General features: G+C 68.9%; 14 protein-coding genes. 2 read left to right on the top strand and 12 right to left on the bottom strand.

The genetic code is table 11. The features are described from left to right. Window positions 1–5 precede the first annotated feature (5 nt). The 5 genes from FM105_RS09760 to FM105_RS09740 all read right to left on the bottom strand — a co-directional run bounded on the left by FM105_RS09760 (window position 6) and on the right by FM105_RS09740 (window position 5,060). A complete protein-coding gene (locus FM105_RS09760; RefSeq protein ID WP_087007724.1) occupies window positions 6–1,196 on the bottom strand; it encodes a CaiB/BaiF CoA transferase family protein in 1,191 nt (396 codons plus the stop codon). Then, on the bottom strand, window positions 1,193–2,476 hold the full coding sequence (locus FM105_RS09755; RefSeq protein WP_087007722.1) for a TRAP transporter large permease: 1,284 nt from the start codon (window positions 2,474–2,476) through the stop codon (window positions 1,193–1,195). Before FM105_RS09755 ends, FM105_RS09760 begins: the two co-directional genes overlap by 4 nt. After that, window positions 2,473–3,150, bottom strand: coding sequence for a TRAP transporter small permease (locus tag FM105_RS09750; protein ID WP_087007720.1), 678 nt, complete (start codon window positions 3,148–3,150; stop codon window positions 2,473–2,475). Before FM105_RS09750 ends, FM105_RS09755 begins: the two co-directional genes overlap by 4 nt. Window positions 3,151–3,154: 4 nt before the next feature. Beyond that, window positions 3,155–4,267: a TRAP transporter substrate-binding protein gene (locus FM105_RS09745; RefSeq protein ID WP_256970326.1), complete on the bottom strand. Its 1,113-nt coding sequence runs from the start codon at window positions 4,265–4,267 to the stop codon at window positions 3,155–3,157. 121 nt (window positions 4,268–4,388) lie between these two features. After that, a complete protein-coding gene (locus FM105_RS09740) occupies window positions 4,389–5,060 on the bottom strand; it encodes a FadR/GntR family transcriptional regulator (protein ID WP_087007719.1) in 672 nt (223 codons plus the stop codon). 74 nt (window positions 5,061–5,134) lie between these two features. Between FM105_RS09740 and FM105_RS09735 the strand changes: the two genes are divergently transcribed. Further along, window positions 5,135–6,301, top strand: a complete 1,167-nt coding sequence (locus FM105_RS09735; protein WP_087007717.1) for an acyl-CoA dehydrogenase family protein — start codon at window positions 5,135–5,137, stop codon at window positions 6,299–6,301. 69 nt (window positions 6,302–6,370) lie between these two features. On the opposite strand, the gene FM105_RS09730 is transcribed toward FM105_RS09735, so the two are convergent. Then, entirely contained in the window at window positions 6,371–6,619 is a 249-nt protein-coding gene (locus FM105_RS09730; protein ID WP_087007715.1) for a hypothetical protein, read from the bottom strand. A 94-nt stretch (window positions 6,620–6,713) separates the two neighbouring features. Here FM105_RS09730 and FM105_RS09725 point away from each other — a divergent pair, with 94 nt between their 5' ends. After that, window positions 6,714–7,622 (top strand): hypothetical protein, encoded by a 909-nt coding sequence (locus tag FM105_RS09725; RefSeq protein ID WP_087007713.1) that lies wholly within the window; start codon window positions 6,714–6,716, stop codon window positions 7,620–7,622. A gap of 90 nt (window positions 7,623–7,712) precedes the next feature. Here FM105_RS09725 and FM105_RS09720 read toward each other — a convergent pair whose 3' ends face one another. The 6 genes from FM105_RS09720 to FM105_RS09690 form a co-directional block, all read right to left on the bottom strand. After that, window positions 7,713–8,636 carry a bifunctional methylenetetrahydrofolate dehydrogenase/methenyltetrahydrofolate cyclohydrolase gene (locus FM105_RS09720; protein WP_087007710.1) on the bottom strand — a complete coding sequence of 308 codons (924 nt, stop codon included), beginning with the start codon at window positions 8,634–8,636 and terminating at the stop codon, window positions 7,713–7,715. Then, on the bottom strand, window positions 8,636–9,919 hold the full coding sequence (gene glyA / locus FM105_RS09715) for a serine hydroxymethyltransferase (protein WP_087007708.1): 1,284 nt from the start codon (window positions 9,917–9,919) through the stop codon (window positions 8,636–8,638). Before glyA ends, FM105_RS09720 begins: the two co-directional genes overlap by 1 nt. Window positions 9,920–10,045: 126 nt before the next feature. Beyond that, window positions 10,046–11,035, bottom strand: a complete 990-nt coding sequence (locus tag FM105_RS09710) for a CPBP family glutamic-type intramembrane protease (RefSeq protein WP_143275865.1) — start codon at window positions 11,033–11,035, stop codon at window positions 10,046–10,048. A gap of 166 nt (window positions 11,036–11,201) precedes the next feature. Further along, entirely contained in the window at window positions 11,202–12,383 is a 1,182-nt protein-coding gene (locus tag FM105_RS09700) for a phenylacetate--CoA ligase family protein (protein ID WP_087007702.1), read from the bottom strand. 12 nt (window positions 12,384–12,395) lie between these two features. Then, window positions 12,396–13,238: an ABC transporter ATP-binding protein gene (locus FM105_RS09695; RefSeq protein ID WP_087007700.1), complete on the bottom strand. Its 843-nt coding sequence runs from the start codon at window positions 13,236–13,238 to the stop codon at window positions 12,396–12,398. Next, the gene (locus FM105_RS09690; protein WP_087007698.1) at window positions 13,235–14,431 is read right to left on the bottom strand and encodes an ABC transporter substrate-binding protein; all 1,197 of its coding nucleotides are present in this window, start codon (window positions 14,429–14,431) and stop codon (window positions 13,235–13,237) included. Before FM105_RS09690 ends, FM105_RS09695 begins: the two co-directional genes overlap by 4 nt. Window positions 14,432–14,465 lie beyond the last annotated feature (34 nt).

The following is a 14,465-nucleotide window of genomic DNA, read 5'->3' as shown; positions in this document are numbered from 1 at the left end:
CCGTGTCATGGTGCCGGTTCCTCGGCATCGACTCCGATCAGGGACAGCACTGCTTCCCGGTCGCCGTCGAGGACTGCGCTGTCTTCCGGGAGCGGCCGCTCGTGACCGTGGAAGACCGCCGGCCCCGACACGTGGACGTAGTCTCCCTCCCGTGCGTGAGCGGTCCGGGACAGCACCGGCCTGGCAGCGAGGTACGGGTCGTCGGGGAGGTCATCGACTCGAGCCACCCGACTGACGGGGATCCCCGCGGCCGCGCATTCCTCCTCGATCTGTGCGCACGTGCGCTGCGACGCGTAGTCGGCGAGGATCTGCTCGTAGAGCGTCGGGTCGGCGCTGCGATCGCGATTCGTCGCGACCTGGGGATGGGTCAGGTAGTCGGGCCTCTCGATCAGAGTGCAGAAGCTGTGCCAGTTCGCGTCCGTGTACGGCATGACGCAGACCCACCCGTCGAGCGCCGGATGCGGCCGGTGCTGCGGTGCGAGCACCCTGGACCAGCCCACGTCACCCCGGGCAGGCGAGAACGTCGCCCCGCCCATGTGCTCCACGAGTGTGAACGCCGCCATCGTGTCGACCATCGGCACGTCGACCCAGCACCCCTCCCCGTCCACGGAGCGGCGGTGGAGCGCGGCGAGCGCGGACTGCGCCATCGTCATGCCGCACACCTTGTCAGCGACGACGTACGGCGAATAGCGGGGCTCGCCATCGCGCAGCCGGTAGGTGTCCGCCACACCTGACGCCGCCTGCACGATATCGTCGTACGCTGGCGAGTCCCGCCGTGCGGAATCGCTCGCGAAGCCCTGGCCGGTCACGAGGATCGCGCGCGGGTTCACCGCGCGGACGTGGTCCCACGAGAGGCCGAACTCCTCACGACGTGCGGGAAGGGTGTTCGTGAGGACGATGTCTGCCCAGGCGATCAGGCCGTCCATCACCCGCCGTCCCGTCCCCGTGCGCGCATCGACGACGATGCTGCGCTTGCCCGCATTGAGGTTCATCGCCAGGACACTCGTTCCGTTCGGCCCGAGCAGTCCTATCCGACGCCCGATGTCGCCTCCCGGCGGTTCCGCCTTGATGACCTCGGCGCCGAGGTCCTTGAGCACCTTGCCCGCATACGGCGCCATGATCACGGTGCCGACCTCGAGCACCCGGACGCCGTCGAGCGGAGCCGCTCCCAGCATGGAACCTCCTCCTTCCGTCATCCGTTCATCATCTCAGGAACGAACAGCGCGAGCTGGGGGAAGGAGAAGATCAGTGCGACGACGACGAGCATGCCGATGATGAAGGGCACTGCGCCCAGGAACACCGTCTCCAGCGGGATGCGGCTCGCACGGGCGGTCACGAACGCATTGAGGCCGAGCGGCGGGGTGACGAGTCCGACCTCTGCGACGAGGATGACGACGATGCCGAACCAGATCGGGTCGTAGCCCAGCGCTTCGACGAGTGGCAGGGTGACGGGGACGGTGAGTGCGATGATCGCCATCTGATCCATGAAGAATCCGAGGATCAGGTAGACGAAGACGACTCCCAGCATGATGAGGACGGAGGGGACCTGCCACTCGCCCACCGCCTCGACGACGGCGGGGGTCACGCGGCTCTCCGCGAGGAAGTGGCCGAACACGTGCGCCCCGACGATGATCACCATGATCATCGCGCTGCTCGTGACGGTGCCGACGAGGGACTCGCGGATGTTCTTCCACGTCGCCTTCCGGTACACGACCATGAGTCCCAGGGCTCCGAGCGCGCCCACGGCCGCGGCCTCGGTCGCAGTCGTGATGCCGAAGAACACCGCACCGACCACGAGGACGAACAGGACACCCACCGGCAGGAGCCCGGCGAGCGCGCGGGCCTTCTCCCGCATCGTGCTGCCGTCGGCCGCCGGTGCCTGGCCGCGCAGAGCCAGGATGTAGACGACGGCGCACAGTGTCGCCGCCATGAGCAGACCCGGCACCAGTCCGGCCAGCAGTGTCTGGCCGACACTCGTCTCCGCCGTGATCGCGTAGAAGATCAGGAGGATGGAGGGCGGGATCATCGCTGCCAGCGTCCCCGCGCTCGCGACCGCGCCGGTCGCCAGGCGGGGCGAGTAGCCCTGCCTGATCATCTCCCCCGTCGACGTGTGGGCGAGCGTCGCCGCTGACGCGGTCGACGACCCTGACACCGATGCGAAGCCGGCGCCCGCGAGCACCGCTGCGATCCCGGTGCCTCCCCGGACGCGGCCCACGAGCACCCGTGCGCTCTCGAACAGGGAGGTCAGCGCACCGCTCGCGAGCACGAAGTGCGCCATGAGGATGAAGAGCGGGATGGCGGAGAGCGAGAACTTGCCGGAGGCGCTCATCGGGATGACCTGCAGGACCGCGAACGCGGCAGAGAATCCGTCGATGGCGACCATGCCGACGAGCCCGGCGACGAGGATCGCGAACGCGACCGGCACACGCAGGAGGATCAGTGCGAGCAGAAGCAGCGTGATGACGAGCACGATCATGATTCGTGTCCTTCCGACTCGTCCTCGATCTCGCCGTCGCGCAGGAAGCGACGCGCATCGACGAGCGCAACGATGAGGAGACCCAGTGCACCGACGGGCTGGATGGCGAGCCAGGTCCAGGTCGGTATGGGGACCTCAGAGGAGGCGGGCGGTGGAGCGTCGCCCAGCGCCATCGACTGGAGCACTCCGTTGAGTCCCGACGCGAAGAGGAGCGCCGCGACGACGACGATGCACACGAACGCGACGACGCGCGCGGCCGACTGCAGTGCCGGGGACATCCGCGAGTACACCATCCCAGCGCTCACGTGACCGGCGCAGACGTACATCCACGGCAGCGCGAGGAAGACCATGCCGGGCATCATGACCCGCTCGACAGCACTCACGTTCCATCCCAGAGGTGCCGACAGCAGGTAGCGCGCGCCCGCCTCGACGAGCATGACCACGAACAGGCAGAAGACGGACAGGCCCGCCGCCGCAGCACTCGCTCGGCCCACCCCCCGCACCACCGGGTGCATGCTGACGGCGGCTGCGGGCATCGACGTGGCGCCCTCGTCCGCGATCGCACCCGGACCGTCGTCTCCGGGCGCCGGTGCAGGTGCCGGTACGGGCGCCGATTCGGGAGTCGGTTCGGGAGTCGGTTCGAGGCCCGGGTTCTTCGCTGATCCGTTCACCATGGTCTCAGCCCTCCTCTGCGGCGGCCGAATGACGGGCCACCGCCTCTTCGTACGCGTCAAGGACCTCGGTCCCGGGTCGGCCGACGGCATCGAACTCGTCGGCCCACTGCCGGCGCAGCGGCTCGAGGTACTCCGCGAACTCCTCCACCTGCGGATCCGTCAGCTCTGTGAACGTGATCCCCGCTTCACGCATGAGCTCCTCGGAGGCAGGGTTCTCCTCGGCGATGCCGTCGCACAGCCTCTGGCTGGCATCGTCCGCGGCCGTGGTGATCTGCTCCCGCTGCTTCGCGCTCAGGTCCTGCCACGCGTCTTCGGCGATGACGTACGGAATCGCGAAGGATCCGAGGTTGAGGCCCTTCGTGGAGTAGTTGAGCACCTCTTCCAGCTTGTACGGCGTGACGCTGGCATACGGGAACGAGATGCCGTCGACGGTGTTGCGGGACAGCGCCTCATAGGCGTCCGCCGCGGTCATGCTCACCGGCGCACCGCCCAAGGAGCCGATGTTCGTATCCATCGCGCCTCCGGACGAACGGATCGTGAGCCCCACCATGTCCTCCGGCGTCTCCACCTTCCGGGAGGCCGTCATGATCTCGTAGGAGGGGATCACCGCGACCCACAGCGGCCTGAGTCCGCGCGGCGCGTACTCCTCCTCATAGAGGACTCCGCCTTCATCGAGCAGGTCGCTGAAGGCGGCGGAGGCCACACACGAATCGTCAGCGAGGCCCGGCAGGTCCGTCACGCTCGACAGCGGCAGCTGGTCGGACAGGTATGCGGGTGCCGCAGGCGTGATCTCCAGGGATCCGGCCTGCGCGAGATTGACGATGTCCCGCGCGCTCCCCAGCTGCCCGGCCGGGTAGTACTCGATGCCCACCTCGCCCGGACCCTGTTCGGTGACGTCTTCGATGAAGCCCTCGACCCCGTACCGGGCGAACATGTGGGTCGTCGCGTAGCTGTCCGCGAGCTTGAGCACTGCGGTGTCATCGGTGTCTCCGGCACAGGAGCTCAGCAGCCCCACAGCAGAGACGAGCGCAGCCGCCGCGCACGCACGGACACCGCGGACGGCACGCCGTGGTCGCGGTGCTCTGCGGCGTGCGCGGTGGACGTCATCATCGACCATCGAGTCATACCTCCATTGGTATTTGCGAACTTCCGTTCGTAAGCGCGAACAACGCTATAGAGCTGACTCGGCACCGTCAGGCCGTCGACCTGCTCAACGACCGGCGGACAGAACGATCGCCCTACGCACCGCCGACCACGTCCGCATGCGCACTCAGGTGAGCCCGCATCGCAGCCTCCGCGGCGTCGGAGTCACCGTCGGACAACGCGGCGATGATGAGTTCGTGCACGCGGACCGTCGAGGCCATCTCCTGCTCACGGATGCGCACCGGGTCATCGGTCACGTCGCGGATCGGGACGACGAGGCCGCTGATGACCGCGGAGAGGACGGCGTTGCCGCTCGCCTCCGCGATGAGCACGTGGAAGCGCGCATTCGCCGCGAAGAACTCCGCCCTATCGCGCGTGCGCGCCATGATCGCCTGCAGATCTCGCAGGTCAGCGAGCTGCGCTGCGGAGATCCGCGCTGCCGCGAAGGCGGCGCACCGCGGCTCGATCTCTCGTCGCGCCTCCGCGAGGTCCACGGCGGGGAATCCCGACATCCCCACGGTCCGCTGGAGCGCAGAGGTCACCGCACGCGTCCCCGGCTCGGACACGAACGTCCCCCCGCCGCGCCCCACGCGCCTGACGACGAGCCCCTCGGCCTCCAGCAGCGTCAGCGCCGCGCGCACAGTCGTCCGACTCACGCCCTGCTCGTCCGCGAGCTCTCGCTCCGGCGGCAGCGCGCGACCCACCGGCAGCTCGCCGGACAGGATCCGCGCACGCACATCAGCGGCCACCGACTCCGATCCACTCATGATCCCCCTTCACGTCTACCGCTTTATGGTAGTACCTTTAAGGGAAAGCATGGCGAAGACACCAGGAGGACCCCATGGAGTTCGGACTGACCGACGAGCAGATCGACATCCGCGAAGCCGCTCGGGAGATCGTGGCCCCGTTCGATGACGAGTACTGGGCGCAGAAGGACGCGGATCGCGAATTCCCCCAGGAGTTCTACGACCACCTCGCATCCCACGGCTGGCTTGGGATCACCACCCCGGAGAAGTACGGCGGCGGAGGCATGGGGATCACGGAGGCCACCCTCCTGCTCGAGGCGATCGCCGCGGGCGGCGGTGCGATGAACGCCGCGAGCGCGGTGCACATGACCCTCTTCGGAATGCACCCCGTGATCGTCCACGGCTCCGACGCACTCAAGGATGAGAACCTCCCGCGCGTCGCCTCGGGAGACCTCCACGTGTGCTTCGGCGTGACCGAACCGGATGCCGGCCTGGACACCACCCGCATCACGACGACCGCGGCGCGCCGCGGTTCCGACTACGTCATCAACGGCCGCAAGGTCTGGATCTCCAAGGCCCTCGAGTCGGAGAAGATCCTCCTGCTGACCAGGACGACTCCGCGAAGCGAGGTCGAGAAGCCGACCGACGGACTCACCCTCTTCTTCACCGACCTCGACCGGGACCGCGTATCGATCCGGCCCATCCGCAAGATCGGCCGCAACGCCGTGTCGTCGAACGAACTGGTCATCGACGACCTCGTCGTACCCGAGGCCCACCGCGTCGGCGAAGAGGGCAAGGGCTTCACCTACATCCTCGACGGCCTCAACCCCGAGCGCATGCTCATCGCGTCAGAGGCTCTGGGGATCGGACGCGCCGCACTGGCGAAGGCCACGGAGTACGCGAAGGAGCGCGTCGTCTTCGACCGCCCGATCGGCATGAACCAGGGGCTCCAGTTCCCGCTCGCGGACTCGCTCGCGAAGCTCGATGCAGCGGAGCTGTCCCTCCGTCGCGCCACCTGGACCTACGACCGCGGCCTGCCCAGCGGCCGCGAGGCGAACACCGCGAAGTATCTCTGCGCAGAGGCGGGGCACGAAGCCGCCGACCGCGCGCTGCAGGTCCACGGCGGCATGGGGTACTCGGAGGAGTACCACGTGGGTCGCTACCTCAGGGAGGTCCGCCTCATGCGCATCGCCCCGGTCAGCCAGGAGATGGTGCTGAACTACCTCGGCACGAAGGTCCTGGGGCTCCCCCGCTCGTACTGAGCCCTCGTGAGGGCCAGTCCTCACGGGGCGTGCCCGCACGGAGCCTGTGCCCTTACGAAGCCAGAGCCCTCACGGGGTCTGTGCCAGACTCCGCTCCCGCTTCGCCCCGGCGGACATCCCGACGGCGACGCCGGCGAACGTGGCGCCTCCTGACACCAGGCAGAGCGTCACCACCCACTGCATGGTCTCCTGGATCCCCGATCCGAAGATCATGAAGCAGACGAAGCCGATGATCGCGGTGATGCCGACGGCTATGCCTGCCGAGATCGCTGACTGATAGAAGTTGTCCTGGATTCCGATGCCGGATGCCTGTGCCATGATTCCTCCTCCATCGACCGCTTTGCTGTGATGCTCCTCACGGTAGAGTCGGTTCTACACGACCGACCACTTCGTCCCGAAACGGAGTCACACCGTGGCAGAGCTGCCCCGCTACCGCTTGACCCGCGGATCCTTCGACATCGTGTCCGTCTTCGGCTCCCTGCGAGCGGCGTCGCTCCCCGGGCCCGTCATCACCGCAGTGCTGGGCATGCGCGGCATCAAGCCCTCCGCGGTCCGCAACCAGGTGACGCGCCTGACCCAGCGAGGGCTCATGCACCGGGAGAAGGCCGGCACCGCATCGGTGTACACATTGGACGAGTCCTTGCAGCGCGGGTTCTCCACCCTGTCGGGCGACGCAGACGCACCGGCCTTCACCGGCGCGTTCCACGGACTCATCGTGGCGGTGCCGGAGAGCAGACGGTCGCTGCGGGACCGGATCGTGTACGCCGCGCAGTTCTCGGGCTACCGACAGCTGCGGCCCGGCGTCCTCATCGGCTTCGAGGACGCTGCGGGGACTCTCGCAGCCACTCTGGTGACAGAGTTCGAGGAAGCGGGCGGCATCCGTGACGCCCACGGCGCCGAGGGCGTCCTCTGGGAGCGGTGCACCCTCGTCCCCGCTGACCGGGAGCAGGCGCGCAGATGGACTGAGATCGCCTTCGACGTGCGCGGCCTCCACGAGGAGGTGCGCGCACTCGAGCAGATCGCCGCACGCTCGACCGAGCAGTCAGTCGATCTGGCGACGTACTACGACGGCTTCTACGAGACGTCAAAGCGCGCGATGTTCCTGCCGTCGCTCCCCGACGAGCTGACTCCCGGACTCGACGCGGGCAGGCGGGTCGCCGCGGTGATGACCTCCCTGGTGGACCTCTACGCTCAGAAGTTCGCCGCCGAGGTCGTCGGCACCGCCCTGAGCCAGCCCACCTCCCGGCTCATCAGGTTCCTTCCCGATGCGCCGTGGGTCGAGGGCACCGCTGGAACCACGACTGCGGGCTCCCCACCCTGAGGTGGAGAGCCCGCAGTCGACGAAAGTCTCAGTTCGGTCGACCCTGTCAGCCCGGTCCGACCTGTCAGCTCAGCTGAACCCGTCAGCCCGTCAGGCCTCGGCCGCGTGCCGTTCCGCGATGCCGACGACGTTGACCAGCAGCATCGCCCGCGTCATCGGTCCGACCCCGCCGGGGTTCGGGGTGAAGGCGGACGCCCGCGCCCGGGCCTCCTTCGCGATGTCGCCGACGACCTTCGACTTCCCGGTCTCCGGATCCTCCTCGCGGGACACGCCCACGTCGATGAGGATGACGCCGTCCTTCACCATGTCGGCGCTCACCATCCCGGCCTGTCCCGCGGCCGCCACGATGACATCCGCCTGGGCGACCAGCGACGCGAGGTCCTGCGTGCCCGTATGGGTGAGCGTGACCGTCGCGTTCACATCCCTGCGCGTCAGGAGGAGCCCGATCGGGCGCCCCACCGTCACGCCGCGCCCCAGGACGACCACGTGCTTGCCGTTCAGGTCGATGTCGTGGCGCGTGAGGAGCTCGACGATGCCCGCGGGGGTGCAGGGCAGTGGCGTCTCGATCTCCTCCTTGACCCGCAGGACGAGGCTGCCGAGGTTCTGCGGGTGCAGTCCATCGGCGTCCTTCTCCGGATCGATGAGGCCGATCACCCGGTTCTCGTCGATGCCCTTGGGCAACGGCAGCTGCACGATGTAGCCGGTGCACTCAGGATTCTCGTTGAGGCGGCGGACCGCGTCCTCGATCTCCTGCTGCGTGGCGGTCTCCGGCAGATCCTCGCGGATCGACGCGATCCCGATCTCCTCGCAGTCGCGGTGCTTGCCCGCGACGTACCACTGCGAACCCGGGTCGTCGCCGACCAGCAGCGTGCCGAGCCCCGGTGTCGCCCCGCGCTCGTGCAGCGCGGAGACGCGCGCGGCCAGCTCCTGCTTGATCGTCGCCGCAGTCGCCTTGCCATCGAGCTTCAGCGGTTCGGCCGCGGCATCCGCAGCCGTGCCCGTGTCTGTCGTCATCAGTACTGCTCCAGCCCTTCGTAGAGGGGGAAGTCGTCGCCCAGCTTCTGCACGCGGGCGCGGAGCGCGTCAGCGTCAGCGCCCTGCTTGAGCGCCTGCGCGATGATGTCCGACACCTCTGTGAACTCCGCGTCGCCGAACCCGCGGGCCGCGAGCGCCGGGGTGCCGATGCGCAGACCCGACGTCACCATCGGCGGGCGGGGGTCGAACGGCACCGCGTTGCGGTTGACCGTGATGCCGACCTCGTGGAGGAGGTCCTCCGCCTGCTTGCCGTCCAGCTGGGAGTTGCGCAGGTCGACGAGCACCAGGTGCACGTCGGTGCCGCCGGTGAGCACCTGGACGCCGGTGTCTGCGACGTCGGCCTCCTGCAGGCGGTCGGCGAGGATCCGCGCTCCGCGCAGCGTCCGCTCCTGCTTCTCCTTGAACTCCGCCTGTGCCGCCAGCTTGAAGGCGACGGCCTTGGCCGCGATCACGTGCATGAGCGGACCGCCCTGCTGTCCCGGGAAGACGGCGGAGTTGAGCTTCTTCGCGTGCGCCTCGTCCTTCGACAGGATGAACCCGGAGCGGGGGCCGCCGATCGTCTTGTGGACCGTCGAGGACACGACGTCCGCGATCGGGACGGGGTTGGGGTGCAGACCCGCGGCCGCCAGACCCGCGAAGTGCGCCATGTCGACCCAGAGAGTCGCGCCCACTTCGTCCGCGATGGACCGGAAGGCCTCGAAGTCGAGCTGACGCGGGTACGCGGACCAGCCGGCGACGATGACCTTCGGACGGTGCTCGAGCGCGCGCTCACGGACGTTGTCCATGTCGACGCGGTAGGTGTCCGGGTCCACCTCGTAGGAGGCGATGTCGTAGAGACGACCGGAGAAGTTGATCTTCATCCCGTGAGTGAGGTGTCCGCCGTGGGCCAGGTCCATGCCCAGCAGCTTGTCGCCCGCACGCGCGAACGCGTGCATGACGGCTGCGTTCGCCTGCGCGCCCGAGTGCGGCTGCACGTTCGCGTACGCCGCGCCGAACAGTGACTTCGCCCGGTCGATCGCGAGCTCCTCCGCGACGTCCACGTACTCGCAGCCGCCGTAGTAGCGGCGACCCGGGTAGCCCTCCGCGTACTTGTTCGTCAGGACGGAGCCCTGCGCCTGCAGGACTGCGCGCGGGACGAAGTTCTCCGATGCGATCATCTCCAGCGTGCCGCGCTGACGCGACAGCTCCTGGTCCAGCACCTGTGCGATCTCCGGATCGACGTCGGCGAGGCCGGCGTTCAACGAGGACGGGACTTCAGTCATCTGGGGGGTACTCCTCACGGGACGGTAGGACAGCCGCGGGCGCGGTCCTCGATCAGCGTAACAGCGGGCATCGAGAGCCGAACCGCCGTCCCAGCATCCCACGCTCCCGGTGCTCCGGGAAACGAATCACCGCCGGATCCCGCGGTGCGCGCCCCCTCCTCCGTCCCCCTGCACCGGAGCGATCGCCATGGATGCGCTGAGGAACAGGGCTGCGCTGATCCCGGTCACCGTCCACACCCCTGCCGCATCGAGCGCCGGAGCATCGGTCGCGAGTGTCAGCGCGGAGAACGGGACGGCGTGGGCGATGACGGCCGGCCACACGTTCCCCCAGCGAGCCGCCGCCGCGCTGAGGAACAGGCTGAGCGGCAGCAGGCCGAGTGTCAGCGCGGTCGCGTGCGAGGCGGGCATATCGCCCTGGAGCACGTACGTGAGGTGCAGCGGCACGTGGAATGCCGTCCACGCCGCAGCGATCAGGCAGGCCGACGGCCAGAACCCGCCGTCCACCAGACGCGGCAGATGCGACCGCCACACCACCTCCTCCCCCAGGGTGGACACCGCGAAGACCAGGGTGAGCGGAAGCATCGCCAGCACCCCCATCACGAGCACCCCTGTGGCCTGGAGCTCGATCGCACCGACGGTGGCGGCGAGCGCAGCGGTGACGACCGCGATGACGATCACGCCCGCGGCCGCTCCCGCGCTCGCGACGACCGTCCCGATGAACCGCGGACGGTCCTCCGCACCCCGCCTCCGCCGCAGTCCCCACCAGGATGCGAGCGTCCCCCATCCCGTCCCGTGGAGCACCGGCATGCGCAGCAGGACCACGAGTGCGACGAACGCGGGGATCCACCGGCCGATGACGAGCGCCCAGGAAGGCACGGAGACGTCGAGGATCAGGAAGACCCCGCAGACGGCGGTCAGCACCGCGATCGACGCGCCCACGATGAGGGCGAACGCGCGGCCGGGCGTCGCCGCGGGCTGGGGCGGGACCGGTGGAACCGGCAGCACCGGTGGGACCTGTGGGACCTGTGGGACCTGTGGGACCTGTGGGACGACGGTCGGCTGCGGGTGTGATTCGACGGCGGAGGGGGCCGGACGGGATGCGGGGGCTGCGGTCATGCCCTCACACTAGGAACGGCCCCACAGGCTCCTCACTGGTGACGACCAGACGGCTCACGGGGGTTTTCCCCACCGGGCGCAGAGATCGAATGCTCACAATCCATGCGAATACCGTTGCCGGATCACACGGATTGTGAGCATTCGATATGGAGAAGCGGCTGGAAGCTCAGTCCCACGACCGCTCGTCGACGATGACCTCGTCGCCCTCGATCGCTGCGACGGCGCGGACCTCCGCGCGGAACCGCAGCTCCGAGCGGATCAGATCCGCGGCCTCGGCCTGCGCGACCTCAGCGTCAGCACCCGCGGCGACGACGACCTCGGCGACGATCGTGTCCTTGTGGTCCTCACGGCCGACCAGGAACCGCAGCGCCTCGGTGCCCGCGAGCTTCGCCGCGACCGCCTTCACCTGGGTGGGGTGCAGGAACATGCCGCGGACCTTGGTCGCCTGACCCGTCCGCCCCAGCACCCCGACCAGCCTGCGCCGCCCGTCGGTCAGGACGGGCTCCCCGCCGTCGATCACCCAGGCCGACAGGTCACCCGTGCCGAACCGGACCAGCGGCGCCGATTCCCGCAGGATCGAGACGACGACCTCGCCCGGGGCGTCCGTCGTCACCGGCGTGCCGTCGGCGATGTCGCAGACGTCCACGACGATGTCCGCCGCGGTGACCATGCCGGCGCCGCGTCCGTCCTCGTAGGAGATGAGGCCGGCCTCGGCGGATCCGTAGGCCATCCGCACGGCGGGGACCCAGGCCTCCAGCTCCGCCCGCAGACTGTCCGGGAGGGGCTCCGCGGTGACCACGGCGTACTGCAGCGGCATGTCCGCAGGCGTCCCGCCCTCTGCCGCGAAGAGGTCGATGAGCGCCTTGAGGTAGCTGGGCAGACCCACATACCCGCGGATGCCGAGGTCACGGATCGCCTGCACCTGCAGCTGTTGGTTCCCGATGCCGCCGGGCAGCACCGTGGCACCCGCCGCCACGACCGCCTCATCGAACATCGCTCCAGCCGGCGAGAGGTGGTAGCCGAAGCAGTTGAGGACGATGTCGCCCGGCACCAGTCCCGCGGATGCGAGGGCCTCGCGCCACCGCCACGGATCGTCGCCGTCCGGCTGGGCCTCGTAGATCGGGCCCGGTGACTGGAAGATCCGCCGGGGCACACCGCCGCCGAGGACGTGGTCCCGGCCAGCGACCCTCGCATCCTTGCTCTGGACCGGAACGGCCGCGAGGTCGTCGGGTCCGGAGACGGTCGCCGGATCGATGCCCGCCTCGGCGAGCCTCGTCGCCAGAGTCGGATCCGCCGCTGCGGCGGACTGGAGGAGCCGCGCCGCGTCGGCGCTGTTCGTCGTTGTCATGGTGGTCCTCCCTCACAACCAGCGCTTGCGGCGCCGGTAGTGCTTGACGTCCCGGTAGCTGCGCTTGCCCGCGTCCCCTCCGACGCCCAGGTAGAACTCCTTGACGTCGGGGTTGTCGGCGAGCGCATCCGCCTCGTCCTCGAGCATGATCCGGCCCTGCTCCATGATGTAGCCGTGGTGGGCCACGGAGAGCGCCGTCCGCGCATTCTGCTCGATGACGAGCACGGTGAGCCCGGTGTCCGCGTTGAGCTTCGCGATCGTTGCGAAGATCTCCTCCACCAGGAGCGGAGCGAGTCCCAGCGACGGCTCGTCGAGCATGAGCAGGGTCGGCTGACTCATGAGCGCCCGCCCGATCGCGAGCATCTGCTGCTCGCCGCCGGACAGGAAGCCCGCGGTCCGTGCCCGCATGTCCGCGAGCTTCGGGAAGAACTCGTAGACGAAGTCGAGCGTCTCGCCGGCTTCCTTCGCCTTCGTGTAGCCGCCCGCCAGCAGGTTGTCCGACACGGTGAGGTGGGGGAAGACGTGGCGTCCCTCCATGCAGAGGCTCAGGCCCCGCTTCACCCTCTCCGGTGCGTCCATCTTCGTGATGTCCTCACCAGCGAAGGAGATGGATCCGCTCGTCACCTCCCCCTGCTCGCTGGGCAGCAGCCCCGACGCCGCCTTGAGCGTGGTCGACTTGCCGGCGCCGTTGGATCCCAGCAGAGCGACGATCTGCCCCTTCGGAACCTCGAGCGACAGCCCGCGGAGGACGAGGATCACCTCGTCGTAGATGACTTCGATGTTGTTGATCGAGAGCAGCGAGGGCGCGGCGGCCGGGGGGCCCGCCCCCGGCGCCGCTTCCGGAGCGGCGGTCACGGCGACACCGCCTCCTCGATGACGGCCAGCTCGCCGTCCTTGACCTCGTAGAGTCCCGTGGTGGTGGAGCCGCGGTGCGAGTCCGCGCTGAACTCGACGGTTCCCTCACCGATCACTCCGCCGGTGTCGATCGGGCCCATCGTCTCGAGCGATTCGCGGATCGCCGGGCCGGTGAGGTCCTCGCCGGCGTCGAGCGTGTGGCGGATGCCCTCGGCCATGATGTGCATCGCGTACCAGCCCTGCACGAAGCTGACCTGGATGTCGGCCGGATCCATGCCGTTCTCGTCGGCGTACGCGAGGATGGCTTCGTGTCCGGGCCGCTCGGTGGTGATCGGCGCGATGGGCTGCACCATGACGTGGCCCTCCGCCGCATCACCGGCACCGGTCGCGAACAGCTCGTTGCCGCACCAGTTGAGGCAGACGATCGTCTGGTCGCCGCCCTGCGCCTTGAGGTCGCGGGCCAGCTGGGCCGCGGGGCTCGCCACGTTCTGGATGATGATGTACTCCGCACCCGCGGAATCCACCTGGCTCAGGATGCCTGCGAAGTTCGTCGTGCCCGCGGGCATCGCGTGGGAGGTGAAGTCGATGTCGAGGCCCTGCTCGTCGATCCACGCCTCACCGTCGCCCACGGGCGACGTGCCGAACGGGGAGTCGTGGTGCAGTGCTGCGACGCCCGCCTCTCCGCCGGACTCCTCCGCGATCCAGTTCAGCGCGGCGCGCATCTGGTCGGAGTACGTCGCGGCGACGAGGAAGTTGTACGGCGACTCCTCCACGTCCGTGAGCTCCTCGGAGAACGAACCGGACATGAACGGGAGCTCGTCGTTGGCCACGCGGGTGCGCAGTGCCTCCGTGTCGCCGGTGCCCCACCCCTGGATGGCGACGGCCTCGTCGCTCAGGTAGCGGCGGTAGAGCTCCTCCGCCTGGGGGACTTCGTAGGCGTAGTCATTGGACATCGCATCGATCTCGCGACCGTTGATGCCTCCGTCCGCGTTGAGCTGCTCCACGTACGCGAGCATCCCCTCGTTGTAGGGCGTCCCCACATCGCCGGTCGCACCGGAGAGGTCCGCGATGACACCGATCGGGATCGGCTCGTCGGAATCCGCGCTGGCGGCGCCTCCGCCGCCGCAGGCGCTGAGGGTCATCGCGGTGACAGCCGCGAAGGCTGCTGCTGAGAGGAAACGAGAGTGCTTCATTGCTTTCTCCTTGTGTGGGTCGCCGTGGGCCTTC

The organism is Brevibacterium yomogidense (assembly GCF_900163715.1).
Classification (GTDB): Bacteria; Actinomycetota; Actinomycetes; order Actinomycetales; family Brevibacteriaceae; genus Brevibacterium; species Brevibacterium yomogidense_A.
Note: the sequence above shows the minus strand (reverse complement) of the source record. Positions and strands in the feature narration are given on the sequence as shown.